Source organism: Streptomyces albospinus, assembly GCF_014648695.1.
In the GTDB taxonomy this organism is placed as follows: domain Bacteria; phylum Actinomycetota; class Actinomycetes; order Streptomycetales; family Streptomycetaceae; genus Streptomyces; species Streptomyces albospinus.
Map to the genome: position 1 here is coordinate 20,383 of NZ_BMRP01000003.1, position 14,608 is coordinate 34,990.

Genomic DNA, 14,608 nt, shown 5'->3' on the forward strand with positions numbered 1-14,608 from the left:
CGGGCGGGAGGCGGCGGCCTCCCGCCCGCTTCCGTTTCCACAAGGCTTTTTGACGAGGAAACAGGGAGTCAGTGGGCCGGCCGGGCTGGCGCCGGGCAGGCCGGCTCGTACTCCTCGATCAGCCGGAGGGTGTCGCCCAGGCCGCGGACCAGCAGCGCCACCACGGTCTCCCGCGGCACTTCCTGCTCCTCGATCCAGTCGAGGGTGACGCCCTCCACACTGGAGAGCCAGCCGGTGAGCGCCGTGCGCGCGATCGGCGGGAGGTCCTCCGTGCCCCAGGCGCCGAGGGCGATGGTGCTCAGCAGCCGGGCGCGTACGGAGGCGCGGATGGCCAGCACCTCGGCGTCGAAGCCGACACCGCCGGTGACGATCGCGCGGTAGGCGGCCTGGTGGTGCTGGGCGTAGCGCAGATAGCCGTCGACGGTGCGCTGGACGCGTTCGACGGGTGGCAGATCGTGGGTGCTCCCGGCGCGTTCGACCAGCTCGGCGACCGCGTCCTCGATGATCGCGAGGTAGTAGCCGCGCTTGTTGGTGAAGTAGTAGTAGATCAGCCCCTTGGCGACCCCGGCCTGGCGTGCGATGTCGTCCATGGACAGTGCGTCGTACGAGGTGTCGGCGAACAACTTCCGTCCGGTGGCTATCAGTTCGGCGCGGCGTGCCTGGGACCGCTCGGTGGGGCGGGCGCCCGACGAGGCTGCCAGTCCGCGCTGTTGACTATTATTCAAAATTCGCCCTAGTCTCCAACTGCCAAGAGTTTTGCGCAGTATGACAGAACGTCACGCTGCCTTTCCGACCTGCGGACCAGTCGTCCGCAGGGGCTCCATGAAGCACTTCCCTCGCGCATTCGACCGCTGCCCCGGGGAGGACGCAGTGAGCACATCGACCGGCAGGGCGCCCGAAGGACGGACCTCCTGGAAGAAGACCGCAGTGGTGGCGCTGCCCGCCGTGCTCGCCGTGGGCGCGCTGGCGGCGGTGATGGCGCAGGGCGCGCTGGCCGCGTCCTTCGCCGTGTCGGGCACCAACTTCCAGGTGGCTTCGGGTAAGTTGACCAGCACCGGGCTCTCCTCGTACGTCCACACCGACCGCGATGCGGACGACCACGGCCATCCGGTCGCGCTCCTCGGCATCGGCCGGGCACACCTCGCCGACATCTGCCAGTCGGCGCAGGTCGCGACGCCGGTGGGCACGGTGGTGTTCAAGCTGACCGCCGGCGGCAGGGCCGGCCCAGTCAGCGCCGACAGCCTGGTCATCGACGGTGAGGACCTGGTCGGCGATGCCCGGTTCGGCACCGCGCAGATCGGCCGGGACGCGGGCTCGCTGGACGCCGTACCGGGGGTGCGGGGCCCGAAAGGCAAGTTCGGGCTCCAGGCCGGGAACATCGAGGTGGCCGGCGTCAGGTCGCATGCCTGGTCGGCCACCGGCGGCAACTTCCGCCTCAAGGGGCTGCGGGTGAGCGTCAGCCTGGACGGCGAGAAGTGTTTCTGAGCGCGCGGCGCGCACGGTGGGGCGGCCGGCTGGACGCGGCCCTGCCGTGGCCGGAGCGACGGGCGGTACTGCGGCGCTGGCGGCGCACCCGGCCGTTCTGGGCCGGGCTGCTGCTCCTGCTCGGCGGGGCGGAGCTGCTGCTGGTCCCGCTGTCACCGCTGACCGTGCTGGTGAGCCTGGGGCTGGGCGGGCTGGCCGCGCTGGGCATCGGGGCGGCGCTGATGGTCGCCGGACTGTTCCTGTGGTGCACCCCGGCCGCACACCACTACGTGAGCATCAATGCACTGATCCTGTCGGTGCTGTCGTTCGCCGCGACCAATCTCGGCGGGTTCCTGGTCGGCATGGGGCTGGGCATCGCGGGCAGCGCGATGGGGTTCGGGTGGACGCCGGTACGGGACACCGGCGACGACGCGGGGTCCGGGCGGGTGGCAAACACCGCGCCCGCGGGCCGGGCGGCGGAGACGGACGGTACCGCGCCCGGGGGCCGTCCGCCCGCCCGCCGCGGCACCGGCAGCAAGGCGCTCGCCGTCGGCCTGCCGATCGCGCTGCTCACCGCCGTCGGCGGCCCGGCGCAGCGGGCCGGTGCGGCCGGGCCCCCGGCGCCCCCGGTCCCGCCGACCGTGACCACCACCATGTTCGCCCCGCAGGGCTTCACCCTCGCCGGGATCACCACGGTGGAGACGGCCGGCGGTCCGCTCAAGGTGATGGTGCTGACGATGCAGGCGGCGTCGCTGACCGACTACCGCCTCACCACCCGCGACGGCCGGGGGCCGCAACTCCGGCTCGATTCGAAGGCGTTGCACCTGAGTGGCCGGGTGACCCTCTATCTCACGAAGTTCAGCGGCTGCCTGGAGGGCGCGCTCTGCCTCACCTTCACCCCCGACACGCTCCCGGTCCCGCCGGTCGTCCCGCCGTTCGTCTACATGACACGGGTGACCGCCGAACAGGCGCTGGTCAGCTCGGATCTGATCGTGGCGGACGGGCTGCGGCTCCGGGCGGACGGCGGCGGAAGCGGCACCACCGGCTGACCTCGGACGCCGGGCGGGGTTTACGGCTCCGCCCCGTACGAGCACCATCGGCGTACCGGGGCAGGAGCTGTGACGAAGAGGTGACGCGTGGTCAACCCGTGGCTGGCGATCGAGGCGGGCGCCGACCCGGCCGAACGCATCCGTACGGTACGGCGGGCGCACGAGGCGTTTCTGGCCGACGGGAGCGTGTTGCCGCCGGTCCGGCAGGTCGTCGCCGACTCCTGGCGCCGTTCGGCCCGCGCGCACGCCGCCTCGGACGGCCCGGCTCCCATCGAGCTCGACGAGCCCGCGCTCCGCAGCTACCGGGACGCCCATCCGCTGGCCCGCGCGATGCCGGTCTTCCGGGAGCTGCTCGGCGCCATCGCGCACGACGGGGCCCATCTGCTGGCGGTGTGCGATCCGCAGGGGCGGCTGCTGTGGGTCGAGGGGCACCCCGGTGTGGTGCGGTGCGCCGAGCGGATGAACTTCGTGGCGGGCGCGCGCTGGGACGAGCGGCATGCGGGGACCAACGCACCGGGCACCGCGCTGGCCGCCGACCACGCCGTGCAGATCTTCGCCGCCGAGCACTACAACCGGTGGGTGCAGCCGTGGACATGCGCCGCCGCACCGCTGCACGACCTGCGGACCGGGCGGCTGCTGGGCGCGGTGGACATCTCCGGCGGCGACCATCTCGCCAGCCCGCACAGCCTGGCCCTCGTCCAGGCCACCGCCCGCGCCGCCGAAGCCCATCTCGCCAGCTGCGCCCGGGCGTTGGGGGTCCGCCTGACGGCGCTCGGCCGGGACGAGGCGCTGCTGGTCCGGGACGGCGAACGGCTGCGGCTCGGGCGGCGGCACAGCGAGATCGTGCTGCTGCTGGCCCGGCACCCGGACGGCCTGACGGGTGATCAGCTATCGGTCCTCCTCTACGGCGAGCGCGAGATGCGCCCGGTGACGCTGCGCGCCGAGCTGTCCCGGCTGCGTCAGCTGGTCGGCCCGCTGCTGCACTCCCGTCCGTACCGGCTCGACCGGCCGGTGGAGACCGATCTGGACGTCGTGGAACGGGAGTTGGCGGCCGGGGATCCGGCCGCCGCGCTCGACGCGTACCCCGGCCCGCTGCTGCCCTCGTCGGAGGCGCCCGGCATCCGCCGGCTGCGCGCCGCCCTGGAGGACCGGATCCGGCGGGCGCTCCTCGCCGCCCGCGACCCCGACCAGCTGCGCGCCTGGTCGCGTACCCCTTGGGGCGAGCACGATCTGGAGGTCTGGGAGGCCCTGGTGGACGCGCTGCCGGAGCGCTCCCCGGCACGTACCGCGTCCCGTGCCGCGGCGGGACGGCTGCGCATCGCATACGGCCTGCCGGGCGGATCGTAGGGCGCACGCACCGCGCCCCGGGGGCCGCTCCCCCGCGCAACCTTCGCGCAACCTCCCCCGCCCTAGCCTCCTCCCCCAGCACCCGCCGCACCGGGCGGCGGGCACCGCGCCGAGCGCACGATTTGGGAGGCCGCCCCATGGCACGCTACGCCAGCCCGGGTTCCGCCGATGCCGTCATGAGCTACCAGAGCCGCTACGACCACTGGATCGGCGGCGAGTTCGTGGCACCCGCCCAGGGCCGGTACTTCGAGAACCCGACCCCGGTCAACGGGCAGCCGTTCACCGAGATCGCCCGCGGCACCGCCGAGGACGTCGAGCGCGCGCTGGACGCCGCCCACGCGGCGGCGCCCGGCTGGGCCCGCACCCCGGCCGCCGAGCGCGCCGCCGTCCTCAACAGGATCGCCGACCGGATGGAGCAGCACCTCGAGGAGCTGGCGGTCGCCGAAAGCTGGGAGAACGGCAAGCCCGTACGGGAGGCGCTGGCGGCCGACATCCCGCTCGCCATCGACCACTTCCGCTACTTCGCGGGCGCCGTGCGCGCCCAGGAAGGCACCCTCTCCGAGATCGACGCGGACACCGTCGCCTACCACTTCCACGAACCGCTGGGCGTCGTCGGCCAGATCATCCCCTGGAACTTCCCTCTTCTGATGGCGACTTGGAAGCTGGCCCCGGCGCTGGCGGCGGGCAACGCGGTGGTCCTCAAGCCGGCCGAGCAGACCCCCGCCTCGGTGCACTTCCTCATGGGCCTGATCGCGGATCTGCTGCCGCCCGGCGTGGTCAACATCGTCAACGGCTTCGGCGTGGAGGCGGGCAAACCGCTGGCCTCCAGCCCGCGGGTGGCGAAGGTCGCCTTCACCGGTGAGACCACCACCGGCCGGCTGATCATGCAGTACGCGTCGGAGCATCTGCGCCCGGTGACGTTGGAGTTGGGCGGCAAGAGCCCCAACATCTTCTTCGACGACGTCTCCGCCGCGGCGGACGACTTCCACGACAAGGCCCTCGAAGGCTTCACCATGTTCGCCCTCAACCAGGGCGAGGTGTGCACCTGTCCGTCCCGCGCACTGATCCAGCGCGGCCACTACGCGGACTTCCTGGCGGCGGGCGTGGCCCGCACGGAGAAGATCGTCCAGGGCCACCCCCTCGACACCGACACCATGATCGGCGCGCAGGCCTCCAACGACCAGCTGGAGAAGATCCTCTCCTACTTCGACATCGGCCAGAAGGAGGGTGCCCGGGTCCTGACCGGCGGTGCCCGCGCCGAGTTGGGCGGCGAGCTGGAGGGCGGCTACTACGTCCGCCCGACGATCTTCGAGGGCAACAACGACATGCGGATCTTCCAGGAGGAGATCTTCGGCCCGGTGGTGGCGGTGGCGCCGTTCAGCGACTTCGACGACGCGATCGGCATCGCCAACGACACGCTGTACGGACTGGGCGCGGGCGTCTGGACGCGGGACGGCTCCACCGCCTACCGCGCCGGACGCGCGATCCAGGCCGGCCGGGTGTGGACCAACTGCTACCACGCCTACCCCGCCCACGCGGCCTTCGGCGGCTACAAGCAGTCCGGCATCGGCCGCGAGAACCACAAGATGATGCTGGACCACTACCAGCAGACGAAGAACCTGCTCGTCTCGTACTCGCCGAAGAAGCTCGGGTTCTTCTAGAAGCCCGAGAAAAGGCGCCTGACCTGCACTTCGCCGGTCAGGCGCCATTCGCTCAGCCCGTTCGGAGCAAGGGTCGATTCACGTCACCACTCCCACCTCCTCGCGCAGCCATCCCGCTCCTGACCCTCACTTCCGGACCACTGGCGGACCAAGAACCGACTCACCCCGCGGGCGCCCCTCTGGCTGACGTGGTCCCACTCGCGCATGGACTGCTCGATGAGGCAGTTGGCCTGCTCTCGGATGCCGTCCAGGAACTTGGCACAGTGGCGGAAGAGGACCCCGATACTCCGGCCCGCGCGGCGAGCGCCGGCTGCGGCGAACGTGGTCTCGCGCGGAGCGGACCTGGTCCTGCGGGGAAGGCCGCGTCCGGGGTCAGGACTCCTCGTTGGACGATCTCCCCGGCGCCCATCATCCGACGGCCGCGGCTTCGAGCCCGCTCCGCCCGGCCACGGCCTCCCGGCACAGAAACGATCGATCTGGCCGGTGGCGTGCGGCGAGAAGGGGCCCTGGAGGGACCGTCCCGGCTGCCTTCGGCTTCGGCGGGTGTCTGTCCTCGTAGCAGATGCTGCCGGCGGTCTACTGCGTTCGCAGCAGGTCGAGAGTCTGCGGAGGTGCGACGACAGCCGTGCGGTCGCACGGCACTGTGGAGGGTGCCCAAGCGGTCGAACGAGTGCCGCATGTCGAGGGGTTGGAGCAGTCGTTGGTGACGCCGGTGCTGTTGCTGCTCGGACGGCCGCCGATGGGCTTGGCGGTCGGGCTGATCACGGGTGAGCGGACCCGATGGCGGCGGTGTGCGGTGCGTCGGCGGGCGTTTTCCAAGGGCAACCTGGTGATCCTTGCCGGGCACGTGGTGATGCCGGCGGTCCAGCTTCCGCTGTTCTTCTCCGGTCAGGCGGTCGCCCTTGGTGCGGTCGACGTCTTCGGCCCGATCGTTCTCGCACTCACCGCACTGCTGGGGTGGCGCGTCTACCGGAGCTGTGTCGGAACGCACCGCTGCGAGGCCCCCGACCACTTGGGCATCGAGATATCCCGCCCTTCCCACTGTTTGGAAAGGACTCCCCGGTCATGACCGACACACACCCTGTCACCAGGACGCAGCCGATGGTGCGGACCTGTCCGTTCGATCCCCCGCCGGAGTACCGCACGCTGCGGGAGCAGGACCCGGTTGCGGAGGTGACCTTGCCTGACGGCCTGACCGGCTGGCTGGTCACCGGGTACGAGGAGGTGCGGGCGATGCTGGCCGATCCACGGTTCAGCGCCCAGCGCCACACACTACGGACCGGCGACGCCACCACGGGCGATGCCCCGCCGCCCCCGCCCCCGCCGGGGATGTTCATCATGATGGATCCGCCGGAGCACACGCGGTTCCGCCGGCTGCTCACCGGCCAGTTCACCGTGCGCCGGATGCGGCAATTGACCCCGGCGGTGGAGAAGCTCGTCGCCGAGCAACTGGATGCGATGGCCGCCGCCGAGGGCCCGGTCGATCTCGTCCAAGCCTTCGCTCTGCCGGTCCCCTCCCTGGTGATCTGCGAACTGCTCGGGGTGCCTTATGCCGACCGTGAGGAGTTCCAGCGCAACTCCGCCACGTTCATCAGGCTCGACGCAAGCCCCGAGGACGTCCAGCAGGCCCAACAGGGGCTGAACCACTTCATCGGCCAACTCGCCCTCGCCAAGCGGTCCGAGCCCGGCGACGACATCCTCAGTGGTCTGGTGCGCTCCGGGGAACTGACCGATGCGGAACTCGCCGGTGTCGGGATGTTGCTGCTGCTGGCCGGGCACGAGACGACGGCCAACATGATCGCCTTGGGCACCCTGTGCCTGCTCCGGAACCCCGGCCAGTGGGAAGCGCTGCGCGCCGATCCTTCGCTGTTGGACACCGCCGTCGAGGAACTGCTGCGGTACCTGAGCATCATCCAGTACGGCCTGCGCCGCACGGCTGTTGAGGACGTGGAGTTGGGCGGCCACCGGATCCCGGCCGGCTCCACGGTAGTGGCTTCCCTCTCTTCGGGGAACCGCGACGCGGGGCACTTCTCCGGCGACCCCGACCAGTTGGACGTGAGCCGGCCCTACGGCCCGCACCTGGCGTTCGGTCACGGGATCCACCAGTGCCTGGGACAGCAGCTGGCCCGGGTGGAGATGAAGGCCGCCTTCTCCGCTCTGCTCGACCGGTTCCCCACCTTGCGGCTGGCGGTGCCGGTGGAGGACGTGCCGATGCGCGACAACGTGCTCGTCTACGGCGTCCACGAGCTGCCCGTGGCTTGGTAGGCGACCGCTGTCCCACGGTGCGTCATCGCACCATTTCGAGAAGGAGGAGACTGATGAAGATCACTATTGACGAGGACAGGTGTGTGGGGGCCGGGCAGTGTGTGCTGGCCGCCGCCGAGGTCTTCGACCAGCGCGATGAGGACGGCATCGTCGTCCTGCTCGACCCCACCCCGCCGCAGGAGCTGCTGGCTCAGGTCCAGGACGCCGCCACCCGCTGCCCCGCACTGGCAATCGAGGTGGAGAAGTAGTGCCCAGCATGGACCGCATCGTCGTGGTGGGCGCGTCGGCCGCGGGCCTGACCGCGGCCGACACCCTGCGCCGCGGGGGTTTCACCGGCACGCTCACCATGGTCGGTGACGAACTGCGGCTCCCCTACGACCGGCCACCACTGTCCAAGCAGATCCTGGCCGGCGACTGGGAGCCCCACAAAGCCACCCTGCGCCCGGAGCGGGACGTCCAATCCCTGGCGCTGCACCTGAAGTTGGGGTGCCGGGCAACGGGGGCAGACCCGGTGGCACGTACCGTCACCCTGGACAACGGGGAACACCTGGACTACGACGGCCTGATCATCGCCACCGGGCTACGCCCCCGCCGTCTGCCCTTCGGCCACGATCTGGCCGGGGTGCATGTGCTGCGCTCCCTCGACGACGCGCTGACGCTACGCGCCCAGCTGCTGGCCAGGCCCCGTGTGGTGGTGATCGGCGCCGGATTCCTGGGCAGCGAGATCGCCGCCACCGCACGCGGCCTCGGCCTGGACGTCACCCTCGTCGACGTCGAGCCCACCCCGCTGGCCCGGCAAGTCGGCTCGGAGATCGGTCAGCTGGTGGCCGAGACGCACCGCGATCACGGGGTGTCTCTGCGCATGCGCCGCCACGTCACCAGCATGACCGGCGAGAACGGCCGGGTCACCGCCGTGGTCCTTGATGACGGCACTCGTCTTCCCGCCGACGTGGTCGTGGTCGCCATCGGCTCGACACCGGCAACCGACTGGCTGGCCGACTCCGGGATCCCGCTGGGCGACGGGGTGCTGTGCGACCCCACCTGCCGAGCCGTATCCGGCGTGTACGCGGCCGGAGACGTCGCCAACTGGGCACACCCCCTCGCCGGTGGACGGATCCGGCTGGAACAACGCACCAACGCCACCCAACAAGCCGTCATCGCCGCCAGAAACCTCCTGGCCGGCCCGAACCGCGCCCTGCCCTACGCCCCCATACCGTTCGGCTGGACCGATCAGTACGACACCAAGATCCAAATCCACGGCTGGTGCTCGCCCGACGCGCACATCGAAGTCGTCGACGGCGATCCCGGGTCACGCAGGTTCGTCGCGCTCTACCACGCAGACGGCAAGGTCGTCGGTGCGCTCGGCTGGAACAGCCCGCGCGCCCTGCTCCAGCACCGCAGTCGCCTCACCGAGCACGCCGCCGTCTGACCCCGCACCCGTGCCAGGTCCGCCGCACCCCGGACCTGATCCCGGGTGCGGAGAGCCCTCGGTGTGAGCCACCGCGTCGTGTCAAGAGCCCCTGCTGTCATGCCTTTCCGCTGCGGTCCTGCGCGCTGAGCCGGACCGCTGGACATCGCCCGAACAAAAGCTCCTCACACGCCGTGGCTCTGCCGCGGTGTTCCGCCGGTCACCGCGAGCCGCGCCGAGTACGGCCGGCTCCCCATCTTCGAAAAGCAACCACGGAAGGACGGCATGCAGGGAAACCGACAGCTCGTGAGGTCGACTACCTGATCGTCGGGGCCGGGGCCATGGGCTTTCGCCGACACCCTCATCGCCGAAACCGACGCGACGGTGGCCATCGTCGACCGCTATGACCAGCCCGGCGGTCACCGGACGGTTGCCCACCCCTTCATACACCCGCACCAGCCGTCGGCCTTCTACGGCGTCAACTCCCGCGAGCTGGGCAGCGGCACGGCGGACCGGGACGGCTGGAACGCCGGACGGCACGAGCTCGCCTCGGCCGGCGAGATCCTGACCTGCTTCGACCAGGTGATGCGCAGGACACTTCTGCCGACCGGCCGGGTCTCCTACTTCCCCAAGTCGTTCTACGACGGCCCGGATCCACGGCGGCCCGACGTCCAGCTCTTCCATTCCGTGGTCAGCGGGGCCGCCTTCGAGGTGACCGTCAAACGGCGGACCGTCGACGCCACCTCCATGAACGCCACGGTGCCGGCCATGACGCCGCCCCCAACCGGCCTGCCCCGAACCAGGGTGACCGGCGGGGAAACAGCGCCGAGGAAGGCTCCAGCTCCGGACGGGCGACTCGGATGCCGGCGCCCCGGCCGATGCGAGGTGATCGCGCTCAAGGAGACGGCAGGCGGGCCCAGGACGGGGAGTGCGGGGTGCCGGCGTGCTGAGCACCGGCAGCCAGGGGGAGCGGCCGGGAGCACCGGCCGCTCCCGGCGTCACTGCGGCGGCCGGTGGAGGGTCGCCGTCTGCCCGGTGCCAAAGACATACCCCCAGAGGTTGGAGTTGCTCACCCCAACATCCGGACCAGGCGCGGACCAACACTCCGCCGACTCCGGTCACCACCACCGTTTCGGCAGGTCAACACCAGTATGAGCGCTGTACCACCAGCAGACGAAGAACCTGCTCGTCTCGTACTCGCCGAAGAAACAGGGCTTCTTCCAGCGGCCCGGAAAGGGCGCCTGATGGGGACTTTCGTCCGTCAGGCGCCTTTTGGTCGTCCGGCGCCCTCCGACCGGCTCGCCGGTCGGCAGCCGGGGGCCGCCGCACCTCCCGGTTTCTCCCGCACCGGTACCGTTCCCTTACGCCGCCCTGGCACAGGTAACGACTTGCGCCGCGCGGATTAAAGGCGGAATCAGGTCGGTAAAAGGTTCCCCCGCATCCGGTGAGAAATTCCTTGAAACGGCGGGCTGCGGCGTAAGGGGCCCCGAGCATGCCCAAGACTGCTGCGCATGGCTACGACAGTCCTCGACAGAACCACCCCCTCCGGCGCCGCCGTCCGGCGCGCGCCCTGGCGATCGCCGGTGGGGCAACCTGCATACGCGCGACCGGCGCTGCTGGTGATCACCGTGCTTGCCGCCGTGCTCTACGCGTGGGGGATCAATCACAGCCATTACCACACCTTCTACGCGAATGCCGTCCGCAGTATGACGGAGAGCTGGAAGGCCTTCTTCTACGGATCCTTCGACCCCGGCAATTCCATCACGCTCGATAAATTGCCGGGATTCCTGTGGCCGCAGGCGGTTTCTGCCCGGATTTTCGGTTTCCACCCCTGGGCTCTGACGCTACCTCAGGTAATGGAGGGAGTGGCGAGCCTACTGGTCCTGTACCGGGTGGTGCGCCGGTGGGCGGGCGACAATGCGGCGCTGATCGCAAGCGGCACGTTCCTGCTGACGCCGGTGTCGGTGGGGCTGTTCCGTACCGCCGTCGAGGACCCGTTGTTCACCCTGTGCGTGCTGCTCGCCGCGGAGGCCACCCAACGCGCGGCGGAGGCGGGCCGGTTGCGCCCGCTGGTGATGGCCGGCGTCTGGGTCGGCATCGGCTTCCAGTCGAAGATGCTGGAGGCTTGGGCGGTCCTTCCCGCGCTCGCCGTGGTGTACCTGATCTCGGCACCGGTCCCCCTGCGGAAGCGGCTGGTGCATCTCGGGCTCTCCGCGGTGGTGATGACCGCCGTCTCCGCCTCGTGGATGGTGGCCGTCGCCCTCACCCCGGCCAAGGACCGGCCGTACGTCGACGGCACCACGAACAACTCCGCGTTCAGCATGGTGGTCGGCTACAACTTCCTCAACCGCTTCTCGTCCGTGGGCATCAGCGCCGCCTCCACCGGCAGCATCAGTGCGACGAGGGGCGGCGGGGGTCACGGCGGGAGCCATGGCGGGGCCGATGGCAGCGGTGCGGCGAACGGTGCCGGGACGAGCGCAGGCGCGGGCGCGTCGCCGTCGCACGGCGGCGCACCGCACCTGGGACACGCCAGCGGCAGCGGCACGGCCGGCACGCCCCCGCACGCCGGACAGCAGACGGGCGCCGCCCAGCCGCCCGGCCGGACCCATGGCGGCGGACCCGGCGGTTTCGGCGGCAGCGGCCAGGACGGCTGGTCGAAAATGTTCGGCCCGGCGCTCGCGTCGCAGACCGGCTGGCTCTACCCGTTCGCCGCCATCGCCCTCGTCTGCGGCCTGCTGTGGCGCCGGGGCCGACCCCGTACGGACCGGATCCGCGCCGGCTTCGCCCTCTGGGGCACCTGGTTGACCACGTACTTCCTGGTCTTCAGCGCGGGCAGCGTCGGCGGCCACACGTACTACATGGGCGTGATCGCGGTGCCGCTCGCCGCGCTGACCGGCGCCGGCGTCACCCTGCTGTGGCGCGCCTACCGGGCCGGTGGGCGCCGCGCCTGGGTGCTGCCCGGCGCGGTCGCCGCGACGGCGGCGTGGGGCGCGTTCCTCGCGCGAGAGTTCCCGTCCTTCCTGCCGTGGCTGGCACCGGCGGTCGGCGTGCTGGGGCTCGCCGCCGTCGTCCTGCTGGTCCTCGCCCGCCCGGGCCACACCCGGCACGGCGGACGGCTCGCCCTGGCCGGTCTCGCCGCGTCGCTCGCCGCCGTGCTGCTCGCGCCGAGCGCATGGGCGGTGCAGGTCTTCAACCCGGCGTACGGCAGCTCGGGAATGGGCGCGGTCGGCCCGTCCGGTATGCGCGGCGGCCACGGCGGCCACGGCTCCGCGAAGTGGCCGGGCGGTGCGCACGGCAAGGGCGGCTTCGGCGAGTCCAGCGGCCAACTCACGTCCGTCCAGCGCAAGTTGCTCGCCTACACCACCGCCCACCGCGGCTCGGCCGAGTACGTCTTCGCCACCAACGGCTGGAACAACGCGTCCCCGTACATTCTCGCCAAGGGCACTCAGGTCCTCCCCCTGGGCGGCTTCAGCGGCCAGGTCCCGTCCCCCACCCAGGACCAGTTCCGGCAGCTGGTGAACTCGGGCAAGGTCCGCTACGTCCTGCTGGGCGAAGGCCGCGGCATGGGCGCCATGTTCGGTGGCGGTGGCGGCGGCACGACGTCCGCCACCCGGATCACCGACTGGGTGCGGTCCCACTGCACCCGCGTCCCGGCCTCGGCCTACGGCGGTACGCGGTCCCCGACGACCGCGCCTGCCGGTGAGGGCGGCACCGCCCAGACCCTCTACCGGTGCGGCCCCGCCCGTTAGCGAGCCCCCGTCACAGGCACCGCCCCCGACCGCGCCGTCACGGTCGGGGGCGGTGCCATGTGTGGTGCTGTATGTGGTGCTGTACGTGGTGTCGTATGCAGTTCCGTACAGGGATTCCGGATCACCGAGGGGCTAGGTACCGGCCGGTGCGGTCGGTGTGTGGACGCGTTCGGCCAGCCAGGGAAGCGCGTCGGAGAAGGCGCCGGACGCCAGTTGCCAGGTGTGGCCGCCGGGCTGGTAGTGCAGGGTGCAGGAGATTCCCTTCTTGCCGCCGGCGGCGCAGAGCCGCTGCGCGTCGGCCGCCTGACCGCCCATGCCGTCGCCGGGGATGTCGCGTCCGCCGAAGCCCATCGGGCCCGGCCGGGTCATGGTGCCGCCGTGCCGGTGCTGCCCCCGGTGCGCGCCCTGCCAACCGCCGTTTCCGCCACGGCCGTTGTTCGGGCCGCCGCGCCTGCCCGGTCCGCTGCCGGTGCTGCTGTTGTCGAACCAGCCCGCGGTGTCGGTGTAGCGTGCGTGCGCCGCCATCACGGTCAGCGGGTCGAACTTCGCCCACGCTGCCGCGCTGCCCCCGTAGAGGTCCTTGATGGTCAGTTGCTTGGTGCCGACGATCGGGCCCTCGTCCCCTGCGATGTCCTCGAAGCTGCCGAACAGCTCCGGGTGCATGACGGCGAGATCGACCGCACATGTACCGCCCATGGAGAACCCGACGACCCCCCAGTCAGCCGCGGCGGACGAGGCGCCGAAGTGGGAGACGACGTAGGGCCGGATGTCTTTGGTGAGGTGGTCGGCGGCGTTGCCCCGCGGGCCGTTGACGCACTCGGTGTCGTTGTTGAAACTGCCTCCCGAGTCCGCGAACACCAGGATCGGGGCCTGTCCGTGGTGGGCCTTGGCGTAGGAGTCGATGGTGGTGATCGCACCGCCGGTGCGGATCCAGTCGGCGGGCGTGTTGAACTCGCCCCCGATCATCATCAGTACGGGCAGCTGCGGGTGACGAGCCCCGGCGAACCAGGCCGGCGGCAGGTACACGTACTCCTCGCGGTGCGTGAAGTGGCTTGCCGTGTCAGGGGTGTTCACGGCCACCACGCGACCGGTGGTCATCGTGCTCGCCTTGCCCTGCAACGCGCTGAGCTGCGCCGCGTCGACCTGGTCGGGCAGCGGACCGGCGGTGATCTGCGCCCATGCCTCCTGCACGGTCGGGAAGTAGCCCACCCACTGGTTCAGCACCAGCCCCGTGCACAGCAGGCCCAGCGGGATCACCGGCACCGACAGCACGCGCCGCCACCAGCGGGCACCGCGCCAGCCCAGCACGGCGACGGCGAGCGCCGCCGCCGTGATCCCGATCCACACCCACAGCGATATCGGCGCCGGGTCGGTGGCGAGGGCATTGGCGTCCACGTACCACTTCGCCAGCAGTGCGACGAGCAGTCCGACGGCGGCGGCAGCGGGCAGCCACAGCAGTCTCCAGCGCGGGGTGCGCCAGCCGACGACCACGACGAGCAGTACCCCGGCGGCGATCTGGATCGTCAGCGGCAGCCAGCCGTCCAACAGTGAGACGCCGGCATGCCAGGACGGTGCGGGCGCGTTTCCGTGCGAGGGAGCAGAAAGATACACAAGCAGCCAGCTTGCCGGTGATCGACGAGAGGTCACCATATTCACCGCATGAGG

Annotated in this window: 12 protein-coding genes; 10 read left to right on the forward strand and 2 right to left on the reverse strand. The window is 71.2% G+C overall.

The window, feature by feature from the left end; translation table 11 throughout:
• Positions 1-68: 68 nt before the first annotated feature.
• The gene (locus IEZ17_RS05640) at positions 69-725 is read right to left on the reverse strand and encodes a TetR/AcrR family transcriptional regulator (RefSeq protein ID WP_189297058.1); all 657 of its coding nucleotides are present in this window, start codon (positions 723-725) and stop codon (positions 69-71) included.
• A gap of 145 nt (positions 726-870) precedes the next feature.
• Between IEZ17_RS05640 and IEZ17_RS05645 the strand changes: the two genes are divergently transcribed.
• The 10 genes from IEZ17_RS05645 to IEZ17_RS05690 all read left to right on the forward strand — a co-directional run bounded on the left by IEZ17_RS05645 (position 871) and on the right by IEZ17_RS05690 (position 12,943).
• The gene (locus IEZ17_RS05645) at positions 871-1,485 is read left to right on the forward strand and encodes a DUF6230 family protein (RefSeq protein ID WP_189297060.1); all 615 of its coding nucleotides are present in this window, start codon (positions 871-873) and stop codon (positions 1,483-1,485) included.
• Complete coding sequence (locus tag IEZ17_RS05650; RefSeq protein WP_189297063.1) at positions 1,476-2,513, forward strand: DUF6114 domain-containing protein; 1,038 nt, start codon at positions 1,476-1,478, stop codon at positions 2,511-2,513. Before IEZ17_RS05645 ends, IEZ17_RS05650 begins: the two co-directional genes overlap by 10 nt.
• An 87-nt stretch (positions 2,514-2,600) precedes the next feature.
• Complete coding sequence (locus IEZ17_RS05655) at positions 2,601-3,860, forward strand: GAF domain-containing protein (protein ID WP_189297065.1); 1,260 nt, start codon at positions 2,601-2,603, stop codon at positions 3,858-3,860.
• 137 nt (positions 3,861-3,997) lie between these two features.
• Positions 3,998-5,521, forward strand: coding sequence for an acetaldehyde dehydrogenase ExaC (exaC, locus tag IEZ17_RS05660; RefSeq protein WP_189297067.1), 1,524 nt, complete (start codon positions 3,998-4,000; stop codon positions 5,519-5,521).
• A gap of 625 nt (positions 5,522-6,146) precedes the next feature.
• A complete protein-coding gene (locus tag IEZ17_RS05665; protein WP_229851928.1) occupies positions 6,147-6,590 on the forward strand; it encodes a DUF3159 domain-containing protein in 444 nt (147 codons plus the stop codon).
• Positions 6,587-7,786, forward strand: a complete 1,200-nt coding sequence (locus tag IEZ17_RS05670) for a cytochrome P450 (RefSeq protein WP_189297071.1) — start codon at positions 6,587-6,589, stop codon at positions 7,784-7,786. Before IEZ17_RS05665 ends, IEZ17_RS05670 begins: the two co-directional genes overlap by 4 nt.
• 53 nt (positions 7,787-7,839) lie before the next feature.
• Positions 7,840-8,034, forward strand: coding sequence for a ferredoxin (locus IEZ17_RS05675; protein WP_189297073.1), 195 nt, complete (start codon positions 7,840-7,842; stop codon positions 8,032-8,034).
• Between the two features lie 8 nt (positions 8,035-8,042).
• Complete coding sequence (locus IEZ17_RS05680) at positions 8,043-9,215, forward strand: NAD(P)/FAD-dependent oxidoreductase (RefSeq protein WP_189297075.1); 1,173 nt, start codon at positions 8,043-8,045, stop codon at positions 9,213-9,215.
• 363 nt (positions 9,216-9,578) lie between these two features.
• A complete protein-coding gene (locus IEZ17_RS05685) occupies positions 9,579-10,349 on the forward strand; it encodes a hypothetical protein (RefSeq protein WP_189297078.1) in 771 nt (256 codons plus the stop codon).
• Positions 10,350-10,705: 356 nt separating this feature from the next.
• A complete protein-coding gene (locus IEZ17_RS05690; protein WP_189297079.1) occupies positions 10,706-12,943 on the forward strand; it encodes an ArnT family glycosyltransferase in 2,238 nt (745 codons plus the stop codon).
• 132 nt (positions 12,944-13,075) lie between these two features.
• On the opposite strand, the gene IEZ17_RS05695 is transcribed toward IEZ17_RS05690, so the two are convergent.
• Positions 13,076-14,488 carry an alpha/beta hydrolase gene (locus tag IEZ17_RS05695; RefSeq protein ID WP_229851930.1) on the reverse strand — a complete coding sequence of 471 codons (1,413 nt, stop codon included), beginning with the start codon at positions 14,486-14,488 and terminating at the stop codon, positions 13,076-13,078.
• Positions 14,489-14,608: the final 120 nt, after the last annotated feature.